A 20,592-nucleotide genomic window follows, 5' to 3' on the forward strand; every position below is an offset into this window, starting at 1 on the left:
GGTGACGAAGGTCTACGTCACCAGGTGACACACACCCGGGCCCTGCGTCACCCCGAAACCGCAGGTCAAAGCACCGAATGACGCAGATGACGCGGGTGACGCAGAAATCCGCACCTCGGACACAGCCGCGCACAGCAGCACCCCGAAAAGCCCAGGTATGGAGACCCCAGCATGACCACGCCCACCCGGCGCCGCCGCACCCCGAAAGACGAGTTGATCCCCCTGCCGGAAGTTCTGGAAGAACTCGGCATCAGCCGCCCGACTTGGTACCGCTGGCGTGACCGTGGCCTCACCCCCGAGGCTCGCCGCACGCCGTCCGGCCGCATCTGCGTCCGCCGCAGCGTCCTGGACGCTTTCAAGGACGAGTTGGAGGCCGCGTGACCGAGTGGAGCTACACCGTCAAGTTCTGGGCCATCCGAAAGCGCAGCTACCGGAAGCCGTACCAACTGCGTTGGATGGTGGGCACCCGCGAGCACGCGGAGTCGTTCCTCACCCAGGGCTTGGCCGACAGCCGCCGGTCGGAACTCATGACGGCGGCCCGGAAGGGTGAGCCGTTCGACGTGGAGAGCGGCCTCCCCAAGTCCATGGTCGACCAGAAGCGTGACATCTCCTGGTACGAGCACGCGCGCAACTACATCGCGATGAAGTGGGACGACTCCCCCGGCAACACCCGGCGGACGTTGGCCGAAGCCATGGCGACCGTGACGCCGGCGTTCGTGAAGGACACCAAGGGCATGCCCGACGCCCGGACCGTGCGGAGCGCGCTCTACGGGTGGGCGTTCAACAAAAACCGGTGGGAGGAAGAGCCACCGGCCGAGGTGGCGCAGGTACTCGCTTGGTTCCAGCGGAAGTCTCTGCCCACGTCGGCCCTCACGGACCGGCTGTTGGTCAAGTCCGCGCTTAGGGCCCTATCCAAGCGGCTGGACGGGAAGACGGCGGCCCCGGGGACGATCAGCCGCAAGCGCGCGATCTTCTACAACTCCCTTGAGTTCGCGGTCGACGCCGAGCTGCTGACGGACAACCCCTTGGACCGCGTCAAGTGGAAGGCGCCCGAACAGGTCACGGAGGAAGTGGACCCGGCATGCGTCCCGAATCCGGCGCAAGCCGCCAAGCTGCTGACCGCCGTGCGTGATCAGAGCAAGCGGGGACGCCGGCTCGCCGCGTTCTTCGGCTGCATGTACTACGCCGCCGCGCGGCCGGCGGAAGTGATCGGCCTACGGGTCACGGACTGTGATCTCCCCCGGCGAGGGTGGGGCGTGCTGAGGCTGCATGAGACCCGCCCCCGATCCGGCACCGCCTGGACGGACAGCGGAGAGGCACACGAGAAGCGCGGCCTGAAGCACCGCCCGCGGAAAGCAGTACGGCCCGTGCCGATCCCGCCGGAACTGGTCGCGCTGCTGCGGTGGCACCTCACCGCGTACGGCACGGCGCCGGACGGTCGCGTCTTCCAGACGCTCCGAGGTGGACTCGTGCAGGACACCGGATACGGGGAGGTCTGGGCTGAAGCGCGGTCGCGCGCGCTCACGCCTGCCGAGTTCCACTCCGCACTGGCCAAGCGGCCTTATGACCTTCGTCACGCCGCAGTGTCGACGTGGCTCAGTTCGGGCGTGGAACCGCAGCTCGTGGCTGAGCGGGCCGGCCACAGTGTGGCGGTCCTGTTTCGGGTGTACGCCAAGTTCCTGAAGGACGGCGACGACGCGGCCAATGCCAAGATCTCCGCACGGCTGGGACGGAGCGTCTGACGCGGCGAAAATCCCGTCCGCGCTCCGTCCGCAGAGTCCGAGACGGGGCGTTCGAACGCGAGACAGGGTGAGACACCCCGCCCTGCGGGACGGCATACGGCAAGAGGCCCGTGACCTGATGAGACAGCAGGTCACGGGCCTCTTGTTCCCGTGTGGCGGCGCCAGGATTCGAACCTGGGAAGGCTGAGCCGGCAGATTTACAGTCTGCTCCCTTTGGCCGCTCGGGCACACCGCCGGGGTTCGCTGCCCTTCGAACCGCTTTTCGGCGGTGCTCCGTGGCAACGACGTAAACAATACCCGATGCCACGGGGTGCTTCGCCACCCGATTGATCTGCGCCCGGGGCGTGGCGGGTGGCTAGGCTTGGCCGACACGCAACCGGACACAAGGAGCCACAGGACATGGCCGACTCCAGTTTCGACATCGTCTCGAAGGTCGAGCGGCAGGAGGTCGACAACGCCCTCAACCAGGCCGCCAAGGAGATCTCTCAGCGCTACGACTTCAAGAACGTGGGCGCCTCGATCTCGTGGTCCGGCGAGAAGATCCTCATGGAGGCGAACTCCGAGGAACGGGTCAAGGCCATCCTCGACGTCTTCCAGTCCAAGCTGATCAAGCGCGGCATCTCGCTGAAGGCCCTGGACGCCGGTGAGCCGCAGCTCTCCGGCAAGGAGTACAAGATCTTCGCGTCGATCGAGGAGGGCATCTCCCAGGACAACGCGAAGAAGGTCGCGAAGATCATCCGCGATGAGGGGCCGAAGGGCGTGAAGGCCCAGGTGCAGGGCGACGAGCTCCGGGTCTCCTCCAAGAGCCGCGACGATCTGCAGACCGTGATCGCGCTGCTGAAGGGCAAGGACTTCGACTTCGCGCTGCAGTTCGTGAACTACCGCTAGTTCGTCGGACACCGCGGAGAGGGCGGCCTGACCCGCGCGGAGACCGTCGGACGGTCGGCGGCGGGCGGAGGGTGGGCTGCGCGGGCCGGTGGGCCGGCGCCGCTCGGCCAGGTGTGCCACGTGCCGGTGCGGAAGGCCGTGAGCGTGGGCTGTCAGCGGCCCCGGTGGGTGTTGAGGCGGGCGGCCTGGCGGGGCAGGCAGTCGCGTTCGGCGAGGTCGGACGCCTTGTGGGCCGCCTCGGCGTACAGCCGGGCCGCCGTCGCCGGCTTGCCGCCGCGTTCGTGGAGGCAGGCCGCCGCCGCGGTGTCGCGGGGCAGGGCGGGACCCAGCTCGGCAAGTGCGGCCAGAGCGGCGCGTGGTCCGTCGGCCTCGCCGACGGCGACCGCGCGGTTGAGCCGGACGACGGGGCTGTCGGTCAGGCGCGCGACCCTCGTCGACGTCCAGGTAGAGGACGCGCAGGACGGTGGCGACGTCGCCGGGCCGGTCGAACCGGACGCCGGACACGGTGCACCTGGCCTGGCTGACGCGCTGCGCCATGGTCGCCTCGGGCACCAGGTAGGCCTGGGCGATCTGGCGGGTGGTGAGGCCACCGACGGGGCGCAGGGTGAGCGCGGTCGCGGACGACGGGGTCAGCGAGGGGTGGGCGCACAGGGAGTAGAGCTGGAGCGTGTTGTCCATCGCGGGCGCGGGCCCCGGGTGCCGGTTCCTGCTCGGCGACGTCCTCGCGCCGGCGCCGGGCGGTGTCCGACCGGGCCTGGTCGAGGAACTTCCGCCAGGCCGCGGTGACCAGCCAGCCCTTGGGGTCCCGGGGAGGGCCGTCCGGCCAGCGGCGGACCGCTTCGACGAGCGCGTCCTGTACGGCGTCCTCGGCCGCCGCGAAGTCGGCTGTGCGGCGGACGAGGACGGCGAGGACGTTCGGTGCGAGGCGTCGGAGCAGGGCCTCGTCCAGCGGCGGGTCACTCCGTGGGGGTGGGCGGAGCGGTCAGGAACGGGCGCAGCTCCAGCCATTCGTGGATCGGCTTGCCGCCCGCGCCGGGGGCGGCCGACAGTTCCCCGGCCAGCTCGACGGCGCGCTCGTAGCTGTCGACGTCGATCACCATCCAGCCGGCGACGAGGTCCTTGGTCTCGGCGAACGGGCCGTCGGTGACCGGCGGGCGCCCCTCACCGTCGTAGCGCACCCACGCCCCCTCGGGGGCGAGCGCCTGCCCGTCGACGAACTCACCGGTCTTCTCCAGCCGGTCCGCGAAGTCCTGCATGTAACGCATGTGCGCCGAGATCTCCTCCGGCGTCCACCGGTCCATGGGGACGTCGTTCACCGCCGCCGGGGCGCCGCGGTAGTGCTTCAGCAGCAGGTACTTGGCCATCGTGTCGCTCCTCGGTGCCGACGCGGCCTCTTGTGGTCGCGCTCGATACGGGGACGGAGCCGGTCACGCGTTCTCGGCATCGTCGACATCATTCGACATCGTCGGCCGATATTTTTCTCCCGGATTGTCGTGGATGCGCTCAGTACGGCCGACGCACGGTACGGGCAGCCGGGCGGCTCAGTCGCGGGAGTTGCCGAACAGGATGCGGTAGACGACCAGGAGGACGAACGAGCCGCCGATCGCCGCCGCCCAGGTGGCCCCGTCGTAGAAGTCCTTCGTGATCGGGTGGTCCAGCCAGCGGGCCGATATCCAGCCGCCGATGAAGGCGCCGGCGATGCCGATGAGGGTCGTGCCGATGAGGCCGCCCGGGTCCCGGCCCGGCAACAGGACCTTGGCGATGGCTCCGGCCAGCAGCCCCAGGATGATCCAACTGATGACGGTCATGCCTCGAACCTGCCCTCTCTCGCTGTGCCCGGCCTACGAGCGCACTGTGATCGGCATTGCTTCTGCCACGCTTTGCGGGGCGGTGCGGCCGTTCCTGCTCTCTCATGGACTGAAGACGCAACGGTCATGGCGGTGGTTGCAGGGAGCGGTGGGACATGGCTCATGGCGGGTGCGGGTTCGCGGGTGCGACGGGCGCCGTGCCGGACGGTGGCGCGGCGTCGGCGTGATCAGCGGGCCGTGAACGGCTGGTCGGTCCGGACGATGTCGCGGCCCAGCGGGAGCAGGGAGACCGGGATCAGCTTGAAGTTGGCTATGCCGAGCGGGATGCCGATGATCGTCACGCACAGCGCGATGCCGGTGACGATGTGGCCGAGGGCCAGCCACCAGCCCGCGAGGAGCAGCCACAGCACGTTGCCGACACAGGAGGCCGCGCCCGCGTCCCGGCGCTCGACCGCGGTGTACCCGAAGGGCCACAGCGCGTAGATCCCGATGCGGAACGCCGCGATCCCGAACGGGATGCCGATGATCGTTACGCAGAGCAGCACGCCCGCGAGCAGGTAGCCGAGGAACAGCCAGAAGCCGCTCAGGACGAGCCAGATGAGGTTGAGGATGGTCTTCACTGCCTGCGACCTGCCATCTTCTCGAGTCGGGCGATGCGTTCCGCCATGGGCGGGTGGGTGGAGAACATCTTCGAGAGGCCCTGCCCCGGGCGGAAGGGGTTGGCGATCATCATGTGGCTGGCCGTCTCGATACGGGGTTCCGGCGGCAGCGGAAGCTGCTTGGTCCCCGCGTCCAGCTTACGCAGGGCGCTGGCCAGGGCGAGCGGGTCGCCGGTGAGCTGGGATCCGGACGCGTCGGCCTCGTACTCGCGGGAGCGGCTGATGGCCAGTTGGATCAGGCTGGCGGCCAGCGGGCCGAGCAGCATGATCAGGAGCATGCCGAAGAGGCCGGGGCCGTCGTCGTCGTCGGAGCGGCCGATGGGGATCAGCCAGGCGAAGTTGACCAGGAACATGATCACCGAGGCGAGGGCGCCGGCGACCGAGGAGATGAGGATGTCCCGGTTGTAGACGTGGCTCAGCTCGTGGCCGATGACGCCGCGCAGCTCGCGTTCGTCGAGCAGGCGCAGGATGCCGTCGGTGCAGCAGACCGCCGCGTTGCGCGGGTTGCGGCCGGTCGCGAAGGCGTTGGGGGCCTCCGTCGGGGAGATGTACAGGCGCGGCATGGGCTGGCGGGCCTGGGTGGAGAGCTCGCGGACCATGCGGTACAGCCCCGGGGCCTCGAACTCGCTCACCGGGCGGGCGCGCATCGCGCGTAGAGCCAGCTTGTCGCTGTTCCAGTACGCGTACGCGTTGGTGCCCAGGGCGACGAGGACGGCGACGACGAGCCCGGCTCGGCCGAAGAAGCTGCCGATGACGATGATGAGCGCGGACAGTCCCCCGAGGAGTACTGCGGTCCTGAGCCCGTTGTGCCGGCGGTGCACGGTACGCCCTCCAAGTGGTGCAGCAGGGGAACCCTTTGTTTGAACCCTTTGCTTGCTGGTCTCGCTCGCTGTGGTCGCTTCCCGGTCTGTCGATGCCACCGGTGTGTGGTGACACGTCCAGTGGACCCTTCCGTACTGGTCAACGCGAGGCGACGGCCACCAGTTCCCCGGTGGACGCGCGGGCGCGCATGGGCCGTCCGGGTGACGGGGGCGGTGGACGGGGTGGGGCGGGGTTCAGAAAAGCCCGGTGTCGGCGAAGCGGAGGATCAGCTGGGGCGCGCCGGAGAGGGCGGCGGCCAGGACCGCGGTCACCGCGAGCGCGGCGGTGAGCGGGGCCGGCACGAGGTGCTTGCGGGGTTCGCCCGCCGGGGCGCGGAACAGCAGGGCCGTCCACCGGAGGTAGTAGTACAGCGCGATGACGACGTTCACGGCCATAACCACGGCGAGCCAGCCGAGGCCGGCGTCGACCGCCGCGGAGAAGACGGTGACCTTGGCGAACAGGCCGATGATGCCCGGCGGCAGCCCGGCGAGGCAGAGCAGGAAGAAGGCCAGGAGGAGGGCGGTGAGGGGGTTGGTGGCGTACAGGCCGCGGTAGTCGGTCAGGCGGTTGCGGGACTTCGTACGGCCCACCAGGGCGGCGACCGCGAAGGCGCCCAGGTTCACGGCGCCGTACATGAGGGCGTAGGCGAGGGTGGAGCCGATCGAGCGCTCGGGGTCGTCGGAGTACGCGGCGGCGGCGATCGGCACCAGGAGGTAGCCGGCCTGTCCCACCGACGACCAGGCGAGCAGGCGTACGGCGCTGTACGCGCGCGTGCCGTGCTGCCGCAGGGCGCCGGCGTTGCCGACGGTCATGGTGAGCGCGGCGAGCGCGGCCAGCGCCGGGCCCCAGACGTCGGCGTACGACGGGAGGGCGACGACGGTGACCAGGATGAGGCCGGAGAAGCCGACCGCCTTGCCGACGACGGACAGGTAGGCGGCGACCGGCAGGGGCGCGCCGGCGTAGGTGTCGGGCACCCAGAAGTGGAAGGGCACGGCGGCCGTCTTGAAGGCGAAGCCGACGAGGGTGAGGACGACGCCGGTACGGGCGAGGGTGGTGAGCTGCCCGTCGACGTCCTGGACGCGGCCGGCGATCTCGGTGAGGTGCAGGGTGCCGGTGGCGGCGTAGACGAAACTGACGCCCAGGAGGCTGACGGCGGTCGCGGTCACCGAGGAGAGGAAGAACTTCAGGGCGGCTTCGGAGGAGCGCCGGTCGCCGTGCCGCAGGCCCACCAGGGCGAAGGCGGGCAGGGAGGCGACCTCCAGGGCGACGACGAGGGTGGCCAGGTCGCGGGAGGCGGGCAGCAGCGCGGCGCCGGCCGCGGACGACAGCAGCAGGAACCAGTACTCGCCCTCGGGCAGGCCCCGGTCGGCGTCCTTCAGGGCGGTGACCGACAGCAGGGCGGCCACGAGGGCGCCGCCGAGCACCAGGAGCTGGACGACGAGGGTGAACGGGTCGGCGACGTAGCTGCACGCGCGCGTGGCGCCGGTCAGGCAGAAGGTGGCGCGGTCGCCGTCCAGCAGGGGCAGCAGCAGGAGCAGCGAGGCGGCCAGGCCGGCGACGGACGCCCAGCCGAGCAGGGGCTTGCGCCGCTCGGCGACGAAGAGGTCGGCGACCAGGACGGCGAGTCCGGCCAGCGCCACGACGGTGGGTGGCGCGACGGCGAGCCAGTCGACGGACTGGACGAGGTTCTGGGCCAGTGGCTGGGCGGCCAGGGCGCTCATCGGGTGCCTCCTGCGAGGAGTTGCTGCACGGCCGGGTCGGTCAGGCCGAGGAGGGCCCTCGGCCACAGTCCGGCGACGACGGTGAGGGCGACGAGCGGGGTCCAGGCCGCGAACTCGTAGCGGCTCACGTCGGGGAGCGCGGGGGCGTCCGGCGCGGTGGCGCCCATGCAGACGCGGCGGACCACGATCAGCATGTACGCGGCGGTCAGCAGCGTGCCGAACGCGGCGACGGACATGAAGGTGAGGAAGGCCGGGCGGCTGAGGCCGCTCGCCGGGTCGAACGCGCCGAACAGGGCGAGCATCTCGCCCCAGAACCCGGCCAGTCCCGGCAGGCCGAGGGAGGCGACGGCGGCGAAGGCGAGCAGGCCGCCGAGGCGGGGCGCCCTGCCGTAGAGCGCGGCGCCGGTCTCGGCCGCCAGGGTGTCGAGGTCGGTGGAGCCCGTGCGGTCCTTCAGGGCGCCGACCAGGAAGAAGAGCAGGCCGGTGATGAGGCCGTGGGCGATGTTGGCGAACAGGGCGCCGTTGACGCCGGTCGGGGTCATGGTGGCGATGCCGAGCAGGACGAAGCCCATGTGGCCGACGGAGGAGTACGCGATGAGCCGTTTGAGGTCGCCCTTGGCGCCGCGCCGGGCGAGGGCCAGGCAGGCCAGGGAGCCGTAGACGATGCCGACGACGGCGAAGGCGGCGAGGCAGGGCGCGAAGACGCGGAAGCCGTTCGGGGCGATCGGGAGGACGATGCGGACGAACCCGTACGTGCCCATCTTCAGCAGGACCCCGGCCAGCAGGACCGAGCCGACGGTCGGCGCGGCGGTGTGGGCGTCGGGCAGCCAGCTGTGCAGCGGCCACATCGGGGTCTTGACCGCGAGTCCGATCCCGATCGCCAGTACGGCGATGACCTGCACGGATGTGGTCAGCGACCGGCCGTTGTCAGTGGCCAGTGCCATCATGTCGAACGTGCCCGCCGTGACTCCGGTCAGGAGCAGGCCGAGCAGCATGACCACGGAGCCGAGGAGCGTGTACAGGATGAACTTCCAGGCGGCCTCGGCCCGGCCCTCGCCGCCCCAGCGGGCGATGAGGAAGTACATCGGGACGAGGACCATCTCGAAGGCGAGGAAGAACAGCAGCAGGTCGAGGACGGCGAAGCTGGCGAGCGTGCCGGACTCCAGGACGAGCAGCAGCGCGACGAACGCCTTCGGGGTGGGCCCGGAAGGCATCTTGAAGTACGAGTAGAGCGCGCAGAGGAAGGTCAGCAGCGCGGTCAGGACCAGGAGGGGGAGGGAGATGCCGTCGATGCCGAGGTGGATGCGCACGTCGAGTGCGGGGATCCAGCTGATGTCGGTCGTGGCCTGCATCTTCGACGGCTGGTCGTGGTCGAAGCCGAGCGCGAGGACGATCGCGGCGATGAGGACGGCACCGGTCACGGTGACGCCGTGCCGCAGCACGGCCTGCTCGGGCGACTTCCCCTTCAGTCCGGGCGGCGCGGGCAGCAGGGCGGTGGCGGCCCCGAGAAGCGGGCCGGCCACGATCAATGCCAGAAGGAACTGCATCACGGACTCGTTGATATCGATCACGCCTGCTCACGCTCCCGTGGCGACGAGGACGGCGGCGACCGCGAGGACGACGGTGCCGGCGAGCAGCGCGCTCACATAGGTCTGCACATTGCCGGTCTGGGCACGGCGTACGGCGGCCCCGAGCCAGCGGGGCAGGACGCCCGCCCCGCGTACGTAGGTCTCGACGACCTCGCGGTCCAGGAACCGGACGAGGCTCGCTCCGGCCCGCACCGGGCGGACGAAGAGCGCGGTGTACACGGCGTCCAGGTGGAAGCCGACGGCCGCGTGCCGGTGCAGCGGGCCGAGGAGGAGCCGTCCGGGGTCGGCGGGGTCCGGTGCGTGGGCCACGCTGCCGTAGGCGGGCTCGTGCCCGGCGATGGCCTCGGCCTCCACGGCGCCGGCGTCGCGCTCCGGGTGGGCGGCGACGGCGCCCAGGGGGACGCGTGCGGCGAGCGCGGTGGTGTGCCGCCAGGCTCCGTAGGTGACGATGCCGCCGACCAGGGCCACGCCCGTGCCGAGCACGGAGGTGGTGAGGGTCGGGGTGAGGTCACGGCCGTCGAACCAGTCGGGGAGCACGCGGAAGGCGAGTCCGCCGAAGGCGAGCGACGGGATCGCCAGCACCCACAGCACGGCGTTCATGGCGAGTGGCTGCTTGCCGTGGTCGGGAGCGTCGGCGCCGTGGCCGCGGAAGGCCAGCAGCCACAGGCGCGTCGCGTACGCGGCGGTGAGCAGGGCCGTGAGGAGACCGGCGACGAGTACGGTCCAGCCGGCGGCGGCCGGGGCGTGCTCGGTGTGACCGCCGACGACGTGTTCGGCGGCGCCCAGGACGGCCTCCTTGGAGAAGAAGCCGCTGAAGGGAGGGATCGCGGCGAGGGCGAGCAGCGCCACGGTCATCGTCCAGTAGGCGTCGGGGACACGGTCGCGCAGGCCCCGCATACGGGACATGGCGGCGAGCGAGTTGGTGCCGGCCGCGTGGATGAGCACGCCGGCCGCGAGGAACAGCAGCGCCTTGAAGGCGCCGTGGGACAGGAGGTGGAAGACGGCGGCATCGCGGTCGGCGACGGCGAGGGCGCCGGTCAGGTAGCCGAGCTGACCGATCGTCGAGTAGGCGAGGACGCGTTTGATGTCGTCCTGGGCGAGCGCGGCGAGCGCCGAGCCGGTCATCGTGACCGCGGCCATGACGGCCAGGACGACCATGGCGGCCTGGGACGCCTCGAAGACCGGAAGGAGCCGGGCGGTGAAGTAGACACCGGCCGCGACCATCGTCGCCGCGTGGATCAGGGCGGAGACGGGCGTGGGGCCCGCCATCGCGTCGGGGAGCCAGGTGTGCAGCGGGAACTGGGCCGACTTGCCCGCCACGCCGGCCAGGAGCAACAGAGCGACCAGGGTGGGGTGGTCCAGGCCGCCGTCGCTCGCGACCGCGCCGAGGATCTTGGTGATCCGGAAGGAACCGGCGTCGCCGGCGAGCGCGAACAGACCGATCAGGAAGGGGACGTCACCGAGCTTGGTCACCAGGAACGCCTTGAGGGAGGCCGCGCGGGCCTCCGGCGTCTCCCAGTAGTGGCCGACCAGGAAGTAGGAGCAGATGCCCATGACTTCCCAGCCGACCAGCAGCACCATCAGGTCGCCGGAGTAGACGACGAGGAGCATGGCGGAGGTGAAGAGAGAGACGAGCGCGGCGTACGAGGGGTAGCGCGGGTCGTCGCGCAGGTAGCCCGTCGAGTAGAGCTGCACGCAGGTGGCGACCAGGCCGACCAGGACGGCGACGAGGGCGGCGAAGCCGTCGATGTGCAGGGCCAGTTCGACGGGGACCGAGCCGGTGGGGGTCAGCTCGGTGGCGGCGTCGACCGCCCGGCCGCCGCCCTGGCGCGCGGCGACGACCACGGCGAGGACGAACGCGGCGAGCGTCGGCAGGACGGCGAGCGGTCGGACGAAGGCGGGTGCGGTGCGGCCCAGCAGCAGGCCGGCGGCGGCGCCGAGGAAGGGAAGGAGGGGGACGAGGACGGCGAGGGTGGTGGTGGTCACGCGCTGGCCTCAGCCTTCTCGGCGGCCGTTCCGGTCGCGGGGGCGTCGGGGTGGTCGGGGTCGGAGCCGTCGTCCGGTTCGTGGCCCTCGGCGGTGTCGCGGAGGCGGTCGATGTCCGCGGTGCCGCGGTTGCGGTGGACGGCGAGGACGATCGCCAGGCCGATGCCGATCTCGGCGGCGGCGATGGCGATGGTGAACAGGGTCAGGGCCTGCCCGGAGTGCAGGGTCTCCTCGGCGGCCCGGCTGAGCCAGACATCGAAGGCGACCAGGTTGAGGTTGACCGCGTTGAGCATCAGCTCGACCGACATCAGGACGAGGATCGCGTTGCGGCGGGCGAGGACGCCGTAGAGGCCCGTGCAGAAGAGGAGGGCAGCGAGGACGGCGGGGTAGGCGAGGTGCATCAGCGGGCACCGCCCTTGGCGGACCTCGGCTGGTCGGCGGCCTGCGCGTCGGCCTTGGTCTTGGTCTTGGCCTTGCGGGACAGGACGATCGCGCCGACGAGAGCGGCGAGGAGGAGGACGGAGAGGGCCTCGAAGGGGAGGACCCAGTGCTGGAAGAGGCTCGCTCCGGTGACGGCGGTGGAGCCGGCGGCCGGGCCGTCGAGGTCGATCCAGGTGGTGCGGAACGCGTCGACGACCACCCAGACGAGGGCCGCCGCGGCGGCGACGGCCACGGCGAGGGCGGCCCAGCGGTTGCCGGAGTCGGCGTCCGGGGAACGGCCGATGGGCGCCCTGGTGAGCATGAGGCCGAACAGGAGGAGGACGACGACGGAACCGACGTAGATGAGGACCTGTACCCAGGCGATGAACTCGGCGGTGAGCAGGAGGTACTCGACGGCGAGACCACCGAGGGCGACCACCAGCCACAGGGCGGCGTGGACGAGCTGCCTGGTGGTCACGGTGACGAGGGCGGCGCCGAAGGTGACCAGGCCGACGAGGAGGAAGGCGATCTCGACGCCGGTCGGGGAGAGGAAGCCGTGGGTTTCGGCCGCGAGGCTCATGCGTCGCCCTCCCGCGGTTCGGGCTGCCGTGGTTCGGGCTGCCGTGGTTCGGACTGCCGTGGTTCGGACTGCCGTGGTTCGGACTGCCGTGGTTCGGACTGCCGTGGTTCGGGCTGGGCTGCAGCCAGTTTGTCGGCTGTCTTGCGGGCGGCGGCGAGTTCCTTCGGCTCCTCCGCGCCGGGGTCGAGGGCGGGCGGCGCCGGGACGGTCCACATCCACTCGCGGAGCTTGTCGCGTTCGTGGGTGAGGTCGCGGATGTCGGTCTCGGCGTACTCGAACTCCGGGGACCAGAAGAGGGCGTCGAAAGGACAGACCTCGATGCAGATACCGCAGTACATGCACAGGGAGAAGTCGATGGCGAAGCGGTCCAGGACGTTGCGGCTGCGTTCGCGGCCACCGGGGGTCGCGGCGGGGACCGTCTCCTTGTGGGAGTCGATGTAGATGCACCAGTCCGGGCACTCGCGGGCGCACAGCATGCAGACCGTGCAGTTCTCCTCGAACAGGCCGATGACTCCGCGGCTGCGGGGCGGGAGGTCGGGCTGGACGTCCGGGTACTGCTCGGTGACGGTCTTCTTCGTCATCGTGCGCAGGGTGACGGCCAGGCCCTTGGCCAGACCACTTCCTGGGATGGGGGCCATGGTTACTGGATCACCACCTTGACGATGCCGGTGAGGGCGATCTGGGCGAGGGCGAGCGGGACGAGGAGGGTCCAGGAGAGCTTCTGGAGCTGGTCCTCGCGCAGCCGGGGATACGTCACGCGGAGCCAGATCACGACGAAGGCGAGGACGGCGGTCTTCAGCAGGGTCCACACCCAGCCGAGGCCGTCGGCGCCCCAGGGGCCGTGCCAGCCGCCCAGGAAGAGGACGGTGGTCAGGCCGCACAGGACGACGATCCCGGCGTACTCGGCGAGGAGGAAGAGCGCGAAGCGCAGGCCCGTGTACTCGGTGTACGCGCCGAAGATGATCTCGGAGTCGGCGACGGGCATGTCGAAGGGCGGACGCTGGAGTTCGGCGAGGCCGGCGATGAAGAAGACGAGCGCGCCGACGATCTGCCACGGCAGCCACCACCACGCGAAGGCGTCGAGGATGCCGGGCAGCGAGACCGTGCCGGCGGCCATCGCGACCGACGCGGCGGCGAGCAGCATGGGGAGTTCGTAGGCGAGGAGCTGGGCGGCGGTGCGGAGGCCCCCGAGGAGGGAGAACTTGTTGGCGGAGGCCCAGCCGGCCATGAGCGAGCCGAGGACTCCGACGCCCATCACGGCGAGGACGAAGAAGACACCGGCGTCGACGACCTGGCCGACCGCGCCCTCGCCGGGGCCGACGGGGATGGCCAGGAGGACGAGGAGGTACGGGAGGAGGGCGACGGCGGGGGCGAGCTGGAAGATACGGCGGTCCGCGCCCGCGGGGACCACGTCCTCCTTCTGCGCGAACTTCACGCCGTCCGCGACGAGCTGGGCCCAACCGTGGAAGCCACCGGCGTACATCGGGCCCAGGCGGCCCTGCATGTGGGCCATCACCTTGTGCTCGGTCTGGCCGACGATCAGGGGGAACGCCAGGAAGACGACGAAGACGATCAGGAGGCGCAGGATGACGTCGAGCGCGTCGTTCACTGCGGGCCTCCTTGCGGGTCTTCGGGGGTCTGGGGGGTCTCGGCGGTGTCGTGGGGGTCGGCGGTGTCGTGGGTCTCGGCGGTCTCGTGGGGGTCGGCGGTCTCGGGCTTGTCAGGAGTGTCGGAAGCGGAGGGTTTCTCGGGGGTGTCGGGGGTCTCCGGACTGCCAGGGTTCCCCGGACCGTCGGGATTCCCCGGGCTGCCGGGGTTCCCCGGACCGTCGGGATTCCCCGGGCTGCCGGGGTTCCCCGGACCGTCGGGATTCCCCGGGCTGCCGGGGTTCCCCGGACCGTCGGGGTTCCCCAGACCGTCCGCCGGAGTGGCGGCTGCGGAGTCCTCGCCGCGTTCGGCCGCGGGCTCGTCGAAGGCCGGGCGGGCGTGGTGCCACGGGGCGTCCGGGCTTCGCGGCGCGGTGGGAGGGGTCTGTGGCTCGTCGGGCACACCGTCACCCGCGGTCGTCCGCTGACTGGCGGAGCCCTCCGCCGCGCTGCGCGCCCGTCGGGGGGCTGCGGCACCGCCGGTCTCCGACCGCTGCGAGGCCGAACCCTCGCTCACGCTCCGCGACCGCCTCCTGGCCGGTGCCGACGGTGCCGACGGAGTCTCGGCGGACGGAGCCGCTTGGCCGGCGGAGCCCTCCGCGGCCGAGCGTGAGCGCCGGGGCGCCGGCGCAGCCCCGGCGGCCGCTGCCGCCTGACTGGCCGACCCCTCCGTCACCGAACGCGTCCGGCGGACGGGACGGTCGCCCGTCGCGCGCGCCGGGCGGGCGTCGGTGCCGGCACCGGTGCCGGTCGCGCGCCCGGCGCCACGGGCCGGGCGGGCCGGGGCGGCGGGGAGCCGTCCCTTGAGGGGGCCCCACTCGTTCGGGTCGGGCACGCCCGGCGGAAGCATCTGCCGGCGCCGGGGGCCGGCGTGGCCGCCCGCCGAGGACTCCCCCGGTTCCTTCGCGCCCGGCCACGCCTTGGCGACCCGGGCGGCGAGGACGAAGTCCTTGCGCAGGGGGTTGCCCTCGAAACTCTCCGGCAGGAGCAGGTGGTCCAGTCCCGGGTGACCGTCGAAGACGACGCCGAACATCTCGTGGGTCTCGCGCTCGTGCCACGCCGCCCCCGCGTAGACGCCCACCGCGGTGGGCAGTACCGGGGACTCGTGCGGAACCGTCGTCCGCAGCAGCAGACGCCGTACCGGCGCCAGGGCGACCACGTGCGCCGCGACGCGGAAGCCCGTGCCGGGTTCGTCGACCGCGCTCAGCCAGTCGAAGTACGTGCAGCCCAGCCGGTCGCGCGCGGTCTCCAGAGCGGTGATCCAGCCCGCCGGGGGGACGTCCACCGTCAGGACCTCGTACGACTCCTCGGCGGTGGCCTCGGGGCCGAACAGTTCCCCGGCGTCGGCGGGCAGCCAGCCGGCCGTGCTCATCGGTCCTCCCCCGGCTCCGGCTCCGGCGCCGGCGCTGCGGCCGGGGCGGGCGGCCGCACCAGGTCGCTCTGCAACGCGTCCGCCGACGGCCGCCGCGAGGTGCCGTACCGCTCCCCCAGCGACTCCCGCGCGATCTTCTCCTGGAGCTTGAGGATCCCCTGGAGCAGCGCCTCGGGGCGCGGCGGGCAGCCGGGGACGTAGACGTCGACCGGGATGATCTGGTCGACGCCCTTCGTCACGGAGTACGAGTCCCAGTACGGGCCGCCGCAGTTGCTGCACGCGCCGAAGGAGATGACGTACTTCGGTTCCGGCATCTGCTCGTACAGCCGCTTGACCGCCGGGGCCATCTTGTCGGTGACCGTTCCGGAGACCACCATCAGGTCGGCCTGGCGCGGTCCCGGCGCGAACGGGATGACACCGAGGCGGATGAAGTCGTGGCGGGCCATCGACGCGGCGATGAACTCGATCGCGCAGCAGGCGAGCCCGAAGTTGAAGACCCAGAGCGAGTAACGGCGGCCCCAGTTGAGGACGACCTTCATCGGCTCGGGGGCGAGGCGCGAGAGGGCGCCCAGCCGCTTCGGCTCCGGCAGCAGCACGGGTTCGGACGGTTCGGACGGCGTCACGTCCATGCCAGGACGCCCTTCTTGTATGCGTACAGCAGGCCCACGGCGAGGAAGCCGAGGAAGATGAACATCTCCACGAGCGTCGTCGCACCGTAACCGGGTGCGGCGAAGACGGTCGCCCAGGGGAAGAGGAAGATCGAGTCGACCGCGAAGATCACGTACAGGAACGCGTAGACGTAGTAGCGGACCTGGGTGTGGGCCCAGCCCTCGCCGACGGGGTCGACCCCGCACTCGTAGGTCAGGAGTTTCTCGGGCGTGGGGACCACCGGGCGCAGCAGGCGACCGGCGCCGAACGCCACGGCCACGAAGAGCACGCCGACGACGGCGAGCAGTCCGACGACCGAGTACGACTGGAAGTAGTCCGACGCCACGACGACGGTCGCGTCGGCCGGGGTCGCACCACCGATGGTCGGTTCCGGCACGTCCGTCCCTCGCTCCCTCTCCGACCCTGTCCGTCCCTGTCCACTACTGAGACCACTGCGAGTCTAGGGCCTGCTAAAGACAGCGTAAGCAGGGTGGGGTTTTCCTCAGTGGTTCCGGGCGGTTCACCTCATGGCGCCGGGCCCCGGCGCGCGGCACGCTGATCCGTATGACCGAAAGCCTCTCGTCAACGCCGCCCGACGACCGCCCACCACCGGCCCGTTTCGCCTACGACCGGCACACCTGGAAGGAGATCGCCCATCTGCTGGCGAACCTCCCGGTGGCGCTGCTCGGGTTCGTCTACGTCGTGACGGTCCTGCCGCTGGGTGTCGGGCTGACGGTCACGGTGATCGGGCTCCCGCTGCTGGCGGCCGGGCTGATGGGCGCGCGCCTGCTGGGCAGGCTGGAGCGGGGACGCGCGCGGGCGCTGCTGGGGGTACGGGTGGACGAGCCGAGCCGGCTGCCGTCGCGCGGCAGGGGCGGGTTCCTCCAACATCTGTGGTCAGCGCTGAAGGACCCGGTGGGCTGGCGCACGGTTCTGTACGCGTTCATACGGCTGCCCTGGGGCATCCTCACCTTCGTCACCACGCTGACCTCGCTGTTCGTGCTGTGGCCGGTGCTGCCCTTCATCGCCCGGGGGCTGGGCAACGCCGACCGGGCGATGGTGCGCGCGCTGCTCTCCCCCTCGGACGAGCTGGAACGGCGGATCGCCGAGCTGGAGTCGGACCGGGGCGTGGTGGTCGACACGGCCGCCGCCGACCTGCGGCGCATCGAGCGCGACCTGCACGACGGCGCGCAGGCCCGCCTGGTCAACCTGGCCATGGGGCTGGGCCTGGCCAAGGAGAAGCTGCTGGAGGGTCAGGCCGACGAGCACGTCGCGGCGATGGTCGACGAGGCGCACGGCGAGGTGAAACTGGCCTTGCAGGAGCTGCGGGACCTGGCCCGCGGCATCCACCCCGCCGTGCTGACCGACCGCGGCCTGGACGCGGCCCTGTCCTCGGTCGCCTCCCGCTGCACCGTGCCGGTGCGGGTGACGGTCGACCTGACGGAGCGGCCGGCGGCGGCCATCGAGGGCATCGCGTACTTCACCGTCTCGGAGCTGCTGCAGAACATCAGCAAGCACAGCGGGGCGCGTTCGGCCGCGGTGGAGGTCTGGCGTGCGGAGTCCCGGCTGCTCATACAGGTGTGGGACGACGGTCGCGGGGGCGCGCGCCTGGACGGCGGTACGGGGATGAAGGGGCTCGCGGACCGGTTGGGTGCCGTCGACGGCCTGTTCGTCGTCGACTCCCCGGAGGGCGGCCCGACGACCGTCACGGCCGAGCTGCCGTGGCGCGACCGCACAGGCATACCCGCCGGGAAGTAGCGGGGAAGCAGCGGGGAAGCAGCGGGGAAGCAGCGACGCAGAGCGGGAAACAGCGGGGCGGCGGCGGGAAGCAGCGGTCACGAGCCACCGCGCGCCCCGAGCGCAGACCTCGCCATGGAGCCCGGGTGCGTCCCGGCGTACTGACGTCCCGGGGTCCCGGGGTCCCGGCGTCCCGGCACCCCGGCGCCCCAGGGTCCCGGGGTGGGGAAAACCCCCGGTCCAAGAGACCGACGGGCTCCATGTCCCGCGGCCCGGTGACCGAGGAGGGTGGAGGTACGACGGCACAGCCGTAGGGCACGGGCGCGACCACACAGAACGCAGGCCCCCAGGACACAGCACAGCCGCAGGGACGAGCAGAAGGACGGCACCGATGGCCATGGAGTACGGACAGGAGTACGGGCTGGACAGCGGCCCCGGGGTTCGCGGGAGCACCGGTGAGCGGCGGCACCGGCTGCCGGCCGGTCTGCGGGCACCGTTCGAGGCACGCAGCTGGCGCGAGTTCGGTTTTGTGCTGCTGAGCCTGCCGATCAGCATCGTCCTCTTCACCTTCGCCGTCACGATGGTCTCGCTGGGGGCCGGACTGCTGGTGACCTTCCTCGGGGTACCGGTGCTGGCGGCGGCGCTCGCCGGATGCCGCGGGTTCGGCACGCTGGAGCGGATACGGGCGCGCGGGCTGCTGGGCCTGGAGGTGGCTGACCCTGCGCCGCCGCGGACTCGGAAGCGGGGCGCCCTCGCCTGGATGGGGGCCGTCCTCAAGAGCGGCACCTCCTGGCGGGCGCTGCTGTACGCGCTGCTGCACCTGCCGTGGGCGGTCGTCTCGTTCGGTATCACGGTCGCCGTCTGGACCTGGGGCTGGGCGATGCTGACGTACCCGCTGTGGTTCTGGGTCTTCCCGATGTACGCCGGCCAGGACGGATTGCAGTTGTACGGCGACGAGACCCACCGGATCTATCTGGACAACCCCTTCGAGATCACCGTGACGGCACTGGTGGGGCTGCTGTTCACGCTGGCCGCGCCGTGGATCGTGCGGGCCCTGACACTGGTGGACCGGCTGATGGTGCTCGGGCTCCTCGGTCCGTCGCGGCTGGCGACGCGGGTCGTGGAGCTGGAGTCGGACCGGGGCGTGGTGGTCGACACGGCCGCCGCCGACCTGCGGCGCATCGAGCGCGACCTGCACGACGGTGCCCAGGCCCGCCTGGTCACCCTCGCCATGGACCTGGGCCTGGCCAAGGAGAAGCTCCGCGAGGACCCGCAGGAGGCCGCGCGGATGGTGGACGAGGCGCACGGCGAGGTGAAGACGGCGTTGCAGGAGCTGCGGGATCTGGCCCGCGGCATCCATCCCGCCGTCCTGACCGACCGCGGCCTGGACGCGGCCCTGTCCTCGGTCGCTTCCCGCTGCACCGTGCCGGTGCGGATGGAGGTGGACCTGGCGGAGCGGCCGGCCCCGGCGATAGAGGGGATCGCGTACTTCACCGTCTCGGAGCTCCTGCAGAACATCAGCAAGCACGCGCGGGCCACGTACGCGGCCGTGGAGGTGTGGCGGGTGGAGAACCGGCTGATGCTCCAGGTCATGGACAACGGGGTGGGCGGAGCCGACGCGTCGGCCGGTTCGGGGCTCGCGGGGCTGGCGGAGCGGCTCGACGCGGTGGACGGAATCCTGGTGGTGGACTCCCCGGCCGGCGGGCCCACCCGGATCACGGCGGAGCTGCCGTGGCGCTCGGACCGGCCGGCCTGAGCCGCATGTTCCCCGAACCGGATCACGGCAGAACTGCCGTAGCGCTCGGACCGACCGGCCTGAGCCGCATGTGCCCCAAACCGGATCACCGCAGAACTGCCGTAGCGCTCGGACCAGCCGCCCTGAGCCGCATGTGCCCCAAACCGGATCACCGCAGAACTGCCGTAGCGCTCGGACCAGCCGCCCTGAGCCGCATGTGCCCCCAGCCCGCACAAGCCCCCCAGCCCGCACAAGCCCACCGCCCCGCACAAGCCCGCGGCCCCGGCTCCAACTCCGGCCCCAGCCCCGACCCCGACCCCGGCCCCACCCCCGACCAAGGTCCGACCGCGGCACGGGACGCGGTCCGGTCCCCCCTCGTTGCCGTCGCCCGGACACACGCGGGGCCCAATGCTGGGATGCTGGACCTGTTCACAGGGGCTGGCAGGGCCGGCGTGGGGTCGTGGGGGGCCGAGAATCGTGGAGGACAGGGTGCGGGTGGTCATCGCCGAGGATTCAGTGCTGCTCAGGGAGGGCCTGACCCGGCTGCTGACCGACCGCGGGCATGAGGTGGTGGCCGGGGTCGGTGACGGTGAGGCGCTGCTCAAGACCGTCACCGAGCTGGACGGCCAGGGGGAGCTGCCCGACGTCGTCGTGGCGGACGTGCGGATGCCGCCCACGCACACCGACGAGGGGGTGCGGGCGGCGGTGCAGTTGCGCAAGACGTACCCGGGGATCGGTGTGCTCGTGCTGTCCCAGTACGTGGAGGAGCGCTACGCCACGGAACTGCTCGCCGGGTCCAGCCGTGGGGTCGGCTACCTGCTGAAGGACCGGGTGGCCGAGGTGCGGGAGTTCGTGGACGCGGTGGTGCGGGTCGCCCAGGGGGGTACCGCGCTCGATCCCGAGGTGGTCGCGCAGTTGCTCGGGCGCAGCCGCAAGCAGGACGTGCTCGCGGGACTCACCCCACGTGAGCGGGAGGTCCTGGGGCTGATGGCCGAGGGCCGGACGAACTCGGCGATCGCCCGGCAGCTGGTGGTGAGCGACGGAGCCGTCGAGAAGCACGTCAGCAATATCTTTCTGAAACTCGGGCTGTCCCCGAGCGACGGCGACCACCGCCGTGTTCTCGCGGTGCTCACTTACCTCAACTCATGAATCTTTCCCCTGGCTCATGATCAGCTTTTCAACCTCTTCACCTCCGCCCCT

The 20,592-nt window shown here is 71.5% G+C and carries 19 protein-coding genes, 1 tRNA gene and 3 pseudogenes; 6 read left to right on the forward strand and 17 right to left on the reverse strand.

The window, feature by feature from the left end; genetic code table 11:
• The first annotated feature begins 171 nt into the window (after positions 1-171).
• Together ACIQR3_RS03645 and ACIQR3_RS03650 are read left to right on the forward strand one after the other, a co-directional pair.
• Positions 172-381 (forward strand): AlpA family transcriptional regulator, encoded by a 210-nt coding sequence (locus ACIQR3_RS03645; RefSeq protein WP_030671993.1) that lies wholly within the window; start codon positions 172-174, stop codon positions 379-381.
• Positions 378-1,742, forward strand: a complete 1,365-nt coding sequence (locus ACIQR3_RS03650; RefSeq protein ID WP_403533510.1) for a tyrosine-type recombinase/integrase — start codon at positions 378-380, stop codon at positions 1,740-1,742. Before ACIQR3_RS03645 ends, ACIQR3_RS03650 begins: the two co-directional genes overlap by 4 nt.
• 153 nt (positions 1,743-1,895) lie before the next feature.
• Here the strand turns inward: ACIQR3_RS03650 and ACIQR3_RS03655 are convergent.
• Positions 1,896-1,977 (reverse strand) — tRNA-Tyr (locus ACIQR3_RS03655).
• Between the two features lie 164 nt (positions 1,978-2,141).
• Between ACIQR3_RS03655 and ACIQR3_RS03660 the strand changes: the two genes are divergently transcribed.
• Positions 2,142-2,630 carry a YajQ family cyclic di-GMP-binding protein gene (locus ACIQR3_RS03660; protein WP_189417980.1) on the forward strand — a complete coding sequence of 163 codons (489 nt, stop codon included), beginning with the start codon at positions 2,142-2,144 and terminating at the stop codon, positions 2,628-2,630.
• A gap of 152 nt (positions 2,631-2,782) precedes the next feature.
• Here ACIQR3_RS03660 and ACIQR3_RS03665 read toward each other — a convergent pair.
• From ACIQR3_RS03665 to ACIQR3_RS03740, 16 genes and pseudogenes are all read right to left on the reverse strand, one after another.
• Positions 2,783-3,579 (reverse strand): annotated as a pseudogene (locus tag ACIQR3_RS03665) (sigma factor).
• A 7-nt stretch (positions 3,580-3,586) separates the two neighbouring features.
• A complete protein-coding gene (locus ACIQR3_RS03670; protein ID WP_403533513.1) occupies positions 3,587-3,994 on the reverse strand; it encodes a YciI family protein in 408 nt (135 codons plus the stop codon).
• A 177-nt stretch (positions 3,995-4,171) separates the two neighbouring features.
• Positions 4,172-4,438: a GlsB/YeaQ/YmgE family stress response membrane protein gene (locus ACIQR3_RS03675; RefSeq protein ID WP_403533516.1), complete on the reverse strand. Its 267-nt coding sequence runs from the start codon at positions 4,436-4,438 to the stop codon at positions 4,172-4,174.
• Between the two features lie 227 nt (positions 4,439-4,665).
• Positions 4,666-5,058 (reverse strand): YccF domain-containing protein, encoded by a 393-nt coding sequence (locus ACIQR3_RS03680; RefSeq protein WP_403533518.1) that lies wholly within the window; start codon positions 5,056-5,058, stop codon positions 4,666-4,668.
• On the reverse strand, positions 5,055-5,918 hold the full coding sequence (gene htpX / locus ACIQR3_RS03685) for a zinc metalloprotease HtpX (protein WP_403533521.1): 864 nt from the start codon (positions 5,916-5,918) through the stop codon (positions 5,055-5,057). Before htpX ends, ACIQR3_RS03680 begins: the two co-directional genes overlap by 4 nt.
• Positions 5,919-6,152: 234 nt before the next feature.
• A complete protein-coding gene (locus tag ACIQR3_RS03690; RefSeq protein ID WP_403533524.1) occupies positions 6,153-7,679 on the reverse strand; it encodes an NADH-quinone oxidoreductase subunit N in 1,527 nt (508 codons plus the stop codon).
• A complete protein-coding gene (locus ACIQR3_RS03695; RefSeq protein ID WP_403533526.1) occupies positions 7,676-9,250 on the reverse strand; it encodes an NADH-quinone oxidoreductase subunit M in 1,575 nt (524 codons plus the stop codon). Before ACIQR3_RS03695 ends, ACIQR3_RS03690 begins: the two co-directional genes overlap by 4 nt.
• Before the next feature lie 6 nt (positions 9,251-9,256).
• Positions 9,257-11,254 carry an NADH-quinone oxidoreductase subunit L gene (locus ACIQR3_RS03700; protein ID WP_403533529.1) on the reverse strand — a complete coding sequence of 666 codons (1,998 nt, stop codon included), beginning with the start codon at positions 11,252-11,254 and terminating at the stop codon, positions 9,257-9,259.
• Positions 11,251-11,655, reverse strand: coding sequence for an NADH-quinone oxidoreductase subunit NuoK (gene nuoK / locus ACIQR3_RS03705; RefSeq protein ID WP_403533991.1), 405 nt, complete (start codon positions 11,653-11,655; stop codon positions 11,251-11,253). The genes ACIQR3_RS03700 and nuoK overlap by 4 nt, the downstream gene beginning before the upstream one ends.
• On the reverse strand, positions 11,655-12,254 hold the full coding sequence (locus ACIQR3_RS03710; RefSeq protein ID WP_403533532.1) for an NADH-quinone oxidoreductase subunit J: 600 nt from the start codon (positions 12,252-12,254) through the stop codon (positions 11,655-11,657). The genes nuoK and ACIQR3_RS03710 overlap by 1 nt, the downstream gene beginning before the upstream one ends.
• Before the next feature lie 55 nt (positions 12,255-12,309).
• A pseudogene (locus ACIQR3_RS03715) lies at positions 12,310-12,378 on the reverse strand (hypothetical protein); the annotation flags it as partial.
• Positions 12,367-12,892, reverse strand: a pseudogene (locus tag ACIQR3_RS03720) (NuoI/complex I 23 kDa subunit family protein); the annotation flags it as partial. The pseudogenes ACIQR3_RS03715 and ACIQR3_RS03720, both read right to left, overlap by 12 nt.
• Before the next feature lie 2 nt (positions 12,893-12,894).
• Positions 12,895-13,863 (reverse strand): NADH-quinone oxidoreductase subunit H, encoded by a 969-nt coding sequence (locus ACIQR3_RS03725; protein WP_403533534.1) that lies wholly within the window; start codon positions 13,861-13,863, stop codon positions 12,895-12,897.
• Positions 13,860-15,272, reverse strand: coding sequence for an NADH-quinone oxidoreductase subunit C (locus tag ACIQR3_RS03730; protein WP_403533536.1), 1,413 nt, complete (start codon positions 15,270-15,272; stop codon positions 13,860-13,862). The genes ACIQR3_RS03725 and ACIQR3_RS03730 overlap by 4 nt, the downstream gene beginning before the upstream one ends.
• Positions 15,269-15,901 carry an NADH-quinone oxidoreductase subunit B gene (locus tag ACIQR3_RS03735; protein ID WP_403533539.1) on the reverse strand — a complete coding sequence of 211 codons (633 nt, stop codon included), beginning with the start codon at positions 15,899-15,901 and terminating at the stop codon, positions 15,269-15,271. The genes ACIQR3_RS03730 and ACIQR3_RS03735 overlap by 4 nt, the downstream gene beginning before the upstream one ends.
• Complete coding sequence (locus tag ACIQR3_RS03740; protein WP_403533542.1) at positions 15,892-16,317, reverse strand: NADH-quinone oxidoreductase subunit A; 426 nt, start codon at positions 16,315-16,317, stop codon at positions 15,892-15,894. The genes ACIQR3_RS03735 and ACIQR3_RS03740 overlap by 10 nt, the downstream gene beginning before the upstream one ends.
• Positions 16,318-16,484: 167 nt before the next feature.
• Here ACIQR3_RS03740 and ACIQR3_RS03745 point away from each other — a divergent pair, with 167 nt between their 5' ends.
• The 3 genes from ACIQR3_RS03745 (at position 16,485) to ACIQR3_RS03755 (ending at position 20,541) form a co-directional block, all read left to right on the forward strand.
• A complete protein-coding gene (locus tag ACIQR3_RS03745) occupies positions 16,485-17,678 on the forward strand; it encodes a sensor histidine kinase (RefSeq protein ID WP_403533545.1) in 1,194 nt (397 codons plus the stop codon).
• Between the two features lie 370 nt (positions 17,679-18,048).
• Positions 18,049-19,413, forward strand: a complete 1,365-nt coding sequence (locus tag ACIQR3_RS03750; protein ID WP_403533548.1) for a sensor histidine kinase — start codon at positions 18,049-18,051, stop codon at positions 19,411-19,413.
• Between the two features lie 468 nt (positions 19,414-19,881).
• Positions 19,882-20,541 (forward strand): LuxR C-terminal-related transcriptional regulator, encoded by a 660-nt coding sequence (locus ACIQR3_RS03755; RefSeq protein ID WP_403533994.1) that lies wholly within the window; start codon positions 19,882-19,884, stop codon positions 20,539-20,541.
• Positions 20,542-20,592: the final 51 nt, after the last annotated feature.

The sequence above is a fragment of the Streptomyces sp. NPDC090994 genome, assembly GCF_044768905.1.
GTDB lineage: Bacteria > Actinomycetota > Actinomycetes > Streptomycetales > Streptomycetaceae > Streptomyces.